The organism is Lentimicrobium sp. L6 (assembly GCF_013166655.1).
In the GTDB taxonomy this organism is placed as follows: Bacteria; Bacteroidota; Bacteroidia; order Bacteroidales; family UBA12170; genus UBA12170.
Genome location: NZ_JABKCA010000063.1, coordinates 26,109 through 32,148, shown reverse-complemented (window position 1 = coordinate 32,148; position 6,040 = coordinate 26,109). Strand labels below are relative to the sequence as shown.

6 protein-coding genes are annotated in these 6,040 nt (G+C 33.2%); 1 reads left to right on the top strand and 5 read right to left on the bottom strand.

Going from position 1 to position 6,040, the window contains the following annotated elements; translation table 11 throughout:
* Positions 1–24: 24 nt before the first annotated feature.
* The 5 genes from HNS38_RS15135 to HNS38_RS15115 all read right to left on the bottom strand — a co-directional run bounded on the left by HNS38_RS15135 (position 25) and on the right by HNS38_RS15115 (position 5,459).
* Positions 25–633, bottom strand: a complete 609-nt coding sequence (locus HNS38_RS15135; RefSeq protein WP_172279418.1) for a hypothetical protein — start codon at positions 631–633, stop codon at positions 25–27.
* A 678-nt stretch (positions 634–1,311) separates the two neighbouring features.
* Positions 1,312–1,875: an L-threonylcarbamoyladenylate synthase gene (locus HNS38_RS15130; RefSeq protein WP_172279416.1), complete on the bottom strand. Its 564-nt coding sequence runs from the start codon at positions 1,873–1,875 to the stop codon at positions 1,312–1,314.
* Positions 1,865–2,860: a glycosyltransferase family 9 protein gene (locus HNS38_RS15125; RefSeq protein ID WP_216663740.1), complete on the bottom strand. Its 996-nt coding sequence runs from the start codon at positions 2,858–2,860 to the stop codon at positions 1,865–1,867. The genes HNS38_RS15130 and HNS38_RS15125 overlap by 11 nt, the downstream gene beginning before the upstream one ends.
* Before the next feature lie 88 nt (positions 2,861–2,948).
* On the bottom strand, positions 2,949–3,767 hold the full coding sequence (locus HNS38_RS15120; RefSeq protein WP_172279412.1) for a 2,3,4,5-tetrahydropyridine-2,6-dicarboxylate N-succinyltransferase: 819 nt from the start codon (positions 3,765–3,767) through the stop codon (positions 2,949–2,951).
* A gap of 129 nt (positions 3,768–3,896) precedes the next feature.
* On the bottom strand, positions 3,897–5,459 hold the full coding sequence (locus tag HNS38_RS15115; protein WP_172346671.1) for a T9SS type A sorting domain-containing protein: 1,563 nt from the start codon (positions 5,457–5,459) through the stop codon (positions 3,897–3,899).
* Between the two features lie 162 nt (positions 5,460–5,621).
* On the opposite strand from HNS38_RS15115, the gene ruvX reads away from it, so the two are divergent.
* The gene (gene ruvX / locus HNS38_RS15110; RefSeq protein ID WP_172279408.1) at positions 5,622–6,038 is read left to right on the top strand and encodes a Holliday junction resolvase RuvX; all 417 of its coding nucleotides are present in this window, start codon (positions 5,622–5,624) and stop codon (positions 6,036–6,038) included.
* Positions 6,039–6,040 lie beyond the last annotated feature (2 nt).

The window sequence follows — 6,040 nt, the reverse complement described above, 5'->3', positions numbered from 1 at the left end:
CCAAAATTAGTGGCTCATGAATCGTTAGGCAAGATGGGCTTGGTAGTGGTGATACCTTTTAAGGATATTACCATTGCTATCATTCTCATAGGTAGTCAGGACATCATATTCCCAAATTTCATCATTCTTATCCCAATCATACGAAGCTTCGTAAGATAAATAGTTATGCTCATCATATTTGAAAATACTTTTGTTATTGTTTATTAAAGCGCCATCATATTCAGTAAAACTCAAAGATTCTGATATTAAATTCTCTGAATTATAAGTCCATATTACTTTATAATGTAGATACCAATCTTCATCTTGCTTTTTAAAATTCTCATATAATATCCAGTTTCCCTCATTATCATAATAGGTATGCGTTACTGTCAGAGTGTCGGTGGTTTCGGCTTCTATTTTGACTAGAAAACTTGATAATATTGTTGAGTCTTCATTATAATTAGAACTTTGTACTTCGTATAAGATCCAATTCTCGCTTTCTGAGTATCTGCGGAGCTTTTGCAAATGATATGTCGAATAATTTTTAGAATGCTTTAACTTCTCCATTTGACCAAATGACCAATGATCTGTATCCCAATATTCCTCTGAAGACGTCTTATAACCATTATCATTATAATTAAGGTAATACCTCATCCTATCAATGTCATCATCACTAAAACGATATGTATTAATGAAAGTGTATTCTGTAGTATCATATTCTATGGGGTATTCATATTCAGTGGAATAGGAAAATTCATATTCTTGTGTATCAAAATTAAATTTTTACGTTTCTTCGAATAAAGGAAAGTTATATGGATTTCTGCTTTTTATTCGGCTCATGGTTTGGTCTCCACCATAATGATTCTTGTATTCAAAAATTGAATCTAGGAGCCAATCATTATTAGCCTTAAGGTATTGGTAAGGATTTGTGTTTTGTGATTTCGAAATAATTGGAAAAAGAATAACTATAAGCGATAGAGAGATGAATATTTTTTTTCATAATGATATGTTTTAGCGTATATCAAAGGTATAGAAAAATATTTATCCAATTACTTTAAGCATATAAAAAAAAGGATAACTGAAAAAATACTATTGTAAGCTACTCGTAATTTTACGAATTTGGCAATATTATCTTATGATTTCAATAATGATTTCAATAATGATATCAATTATTGAATGTTTGAAAGGGAAAACTTTTCATATCACAGCTGCTTACTTAGAATAATGATAGGTGTGTTTGCTATTACCTTAAGAGAAGCAATAGAGCTGTTATATGATAAGAGTAAAGTAATAGCTTATTAGAAGACTTACTAAATCAAGCTTAAATAAGTCTTAGGACCTAAGAACCTTATAACTACCAGTACTATCCATTTTAATAACAGTACTCGGGTTGGCAGGTGATAAATTACCTTGTTCAAACTCTACAACATAGTTGACTTTAGATTTAATAAAATCTGTAATATCTCTAAAAACTGCAGCAGTAGGGTCACCAGAAATATTTGCAGAGGTGGAAACCAATGGTTTTCCCAGTTCTTTAATCAATTGTTTGCAAAAATCATGTTTCACTACTCTAATAGCTATCGTACCGTCATCAGCAATAAGGCCTTTTGCTAATCCTTTTGCTCCTTCAAAAACAATGGTTAAAGGCTTATGATAATCTCTGATTAAATCAGAGGCTTGTTCAGGATAATTAGCCACATAATCTTTAATTCTACTTACATCATCAAGAAGAACGATCATACTTTTCTTTTCTGATCTGTTTTTAAGACTGTAAATTTTAGAAACAGCTTTATTATTAGTAGCATCACAACCTATTCCCCAAACAGTATCTGTTGGATAAAGAATAGTTCCACCCTTTTTCAATACTTCGATGGCTTTTTTAATATCAGTTTGCATCTTGAATTCGATTTAATAGTTGTTCCGTATCAATATTTAATCCACATTTAAAATGTCCTTCAGGACAAGATTGATGACCATGAATACCACAAGGGCGACACTTTAATGTTTCTTTGGTTTCGATAATTACAGCATCCTCAGAAAGAGGACCAAAACCAAAGCTAGCAACAGTGCTGCAATATAAAGTTGTAGTCTTGGCATTTACAGAGGAGGCTATATGTTGAGCTGCGGAATCATTTACAAAATTCATCAAAGCATCTTTCATTAATGTTGCAGACTCCACAAAAGATAATTTTCCAGCAAAATTCATGGCATTTACATAGCCACTTTCTTTAATTAATTGATTACAAAGACTGCTGTCATCTGGTCCTCCAAGAAAATAAACATGAAGATGGTGAGGGAGTGCTTTCAAAAGCTCCACCCATTTTTCATAAGGATATTGCTTAGTGAACCAAAGGCTTGCAGGCGTAATTGTAATATAAGGTTTGGTTTTATGAATAGACATTTTAGCATTATCCTTTTTAGTAGGGTAAAGCTTTGGAAGTGCAGGCTCCTCATCAGTAAGGTGATTAATTAACTGATGATTTCTATTGATCTCATGCCAATCTTCTTTGTATTCATGAGGAAAGGATTTGGAGAAGAAAAGGGAGAGCGGATTTTTTTTAAAACCATAGGTTTTTTTTGCTCCAGAAAACAAAGTAACCATTCCACTACTAAAAAAACGCTGTAAATTGAAAACGGCATCATATTTCTCATTCTGAATCTGAAAGATAATAGTCAACAAGTTTTTATATTTGTCTTTTTTCTTATCCCAAATAAACAATTCATTAATATTCATATTGCCATAAAAAACACCTTCATTACCTTTTTTAATTAAATAATCAATTTGGCAAGAAGAGTCTGTAGCTCTCAGTTTCTCAGCAATAGAAGTGGATAATATCACATCTCCAATGCTGGCAGTTTGTATGACAAGGTATTTTTTCATCTCCATATTAAAGATACAAAATTACAATATTCGCTCAACGATTTTCATTGAGAAATTAAAGAATGAATATAAATAAGTATTTGAATTCCTAAACAGCTACACCATAGTCGCGTAGCGCATTGTTTAAGCTGGTTTTTAAGTCTGTAGATGGTTTTCTTTTACCAATAATCATGGCACAAGGCACTTGAAATTCTCCTGCAGGGAACTTTTTAGTATAACTTCCGGGTATAACAACCGATCTTTCAGGTATTACTCCTGTATATTCTTTTGGTTGGTCTCCAGTAACATCTATAATTTTAGTAGACTTAGTAATCACCACATTTGCACCAAGAACTGCTTCTTTTTCAATTTTCACACCTTCTACAACAATACAACGAGAACCAATGAAGCAATCATCCTCAATAATTACTGGTGCGGCTTGGATAGGCTCTAATACACCACCAATTCCAACACCACCACTCAAGTGAACATTTTTTCCAATTTGAGCACAGCTTCCAACTGTAGCCCAAGTATCCACCATGGTTCCGCTACCCACATAAGCGCCAATATTCACATAACTTGGCATCATAATAACACCTGGAGCTACAAAGGAACCATAACGAGCAATAGCATGAGGAACCACTCTTACATTAAGCTCTTTATAATTGGTTTTTAAAGCTATTTTATCATGAAATTCAAATGGACCCACTTCTATGGTTTCCATTTTCTGAATAGGAAAATAGAGGATGACTCCCTTTTTAACCCACTCGTTAACTTTCCATTCTCCATTTACGGGTTCTGCTGTTCGAAGTTCTCCTTTATCAAGAAGCTCTATTAAATCTCTGATGGCTTTTTGAGTAGCCTCCTCCGATAATAATTCCTTATTATCCCAAGCTTTCTCTATAGTGTTTCTTAGTTCTGTGTACATGATCAAAATTTAGGCTGCAAAATTAGGATATTTCCTAATTCTACAGCCCATAATTCAAAAAAGAAGATGTTATTAAAATGTGATTTTACAAAATATCTCCACGTGCTTAAGATGGCGATAGTGATAACATCAGTTATTGAGGATAAAGTGACCTGAGGAGATAAACGCTTTATCAGACTCAATGTGGTATAAATAAACTCCGTTTCCGAAGCGATTTAAGTCTATTTTAAATTGTTGTTGGTTTATTGTTTCCTGGTGTATGATTTGCCCGAATGGATTGATAATGTATAGCTTGGCATCAATCATCTCTTCAAAATCAATATTGATTATTCCTTGGCTTGGGTTTGGATACACTGAAACCAAATTATCTGGTATGTTTTCAATACCTCCAATAAAATCAACACAACCATCTCTTTGATCTATGTCAATCAAATCGATTTCAATAGCAATATTTGTACTTATTCCTCCGCCTTCAATGATATATTCGGTGCTCAATTGTTGTAATTCGAAATCTTCTGAATAACCTTCGTAAGAGCCTTCAGTACAATCAATCCCATTTCCTTCATCGTCCATTTGAATAAGCCCAATAGTTTCGTACGGGGGGGGGGGTGCGCTTTTCACACCCATTAAGGGGCCATTGCCAATAGCTAAAAGTTTGTTTTGCTCTTTGAATTGTATATCAATAATCGGCAAAAACACGTTTCCATTAATAATAGCTTCGGCGTTTAAATCTGTTTTTATAAAACCGCCTATTCCATTTGTGTGAATAAAGAGTAATTCATTTTGATTGTTAATGTGGAGCTTTCTTTTAATCCCATAACCAATATCATAATATCCAGAACCGATTATTTCTTTTGCAGATACCACATTACCTAAAGAGTCCGTCTTCATTAAGATACTATTCATGTCATTATTCATCAATGTATAGTATTCATCATTATAAATGAGAACATCTTCAATTTCATAGTGATAACCTAAAGTAGGATTTTTATAACCATAGCACCAATTGATTTCTCCTGTATTAGAGAGCTCTGCTAATAAAGCTGTGGTTTTAGTTTCGTTTTCATTTTTATAATGTCCAGTGATGATAAAATTACCGTTTTCATTTTGAATAGCAGATAAACCTTTACTTAAAGCTGTACCAAAACGAATGATTCTTGACCATTCTAGACTACCATTTTTAGTGATTTTCACCACAGATAATTGTTTATAGGCGCTACTAGAAAAGTCATGTTCTCCTGTTAAGATAAATCCACTATCCGCAGTTTCGCTAACATTTACCAATCCACCTAAATTATTGGTTTTTGTCCAAAGTAATACCCCATTTCTATCCATTTTCGCAAAGAAAGCATCTTGATTGCTATTGTTTTGATTTAAAATACTCCCAAGTATAAACTGACAAGAATCAAGAGTACTAATTATATTGATAAGCCTAGGTTCATGGTTATTATCTACCTGTGCAATCGTTTTTGTCCAAATAGGGTCTCCAAAATCATCTATTTTCATAACAAAGGACTTATGGATGCCAAAGTATTCACCAATAATAAAGGTTTTATTATCAAATGACTGGCTAGATGAATACGCTTGTGTACTAATATCCCCAGCAGCCCATAATACTTTGGAATAGGGGCTGATTTGAGCCGTGCTGGAAATAGCAATAAGTGATAAAATGAAAGTGTATAATTTATTCATGTTACGAGCATTTAATAAGCAGAAATACAGAATTAACCAGCTGTATAGACTGATAGACTTTAAAAAGGTCAAAATAGTTGCGTGATTTATCAAATTATTATCAAATCTTATGTTTTTAACTATAGTGTTGAGTTACATATTTATTAAATTTGCAACCTGAAAATGAGTAGAATATTAGCTATAGACTTTGGTCAAAAGAAATCGGGAATAGCGGTTACCGATGAACTTCAAATGATTGCCAGTCCACTGACCACAGTGGCTTCCTCTAAACTTATTGACTTTTTACTGGATTATACTCAAAAGAACGAGGTCAGTATAATGGTGGTAGGTGAACCAAAGACTATGGATAATAAAGCTAGTGACTCCACTAAATATATTGCACCTTTTGTAGGGCGTTTGAAAAAGGCTTTTCCAAATATTCAAATCGATAGAATGGATGAGCGATTTACAAGTAGAATGGCATTTCAAGCTATGATAGATGGTGGTTTAGGAAAAAAGGCCCGGCGAAACAAAGAATTAGTGGATACCATTAGTGCTTCTCTTATTTTGCAATCGTATATGGAATTTAAAAAGATTTAATC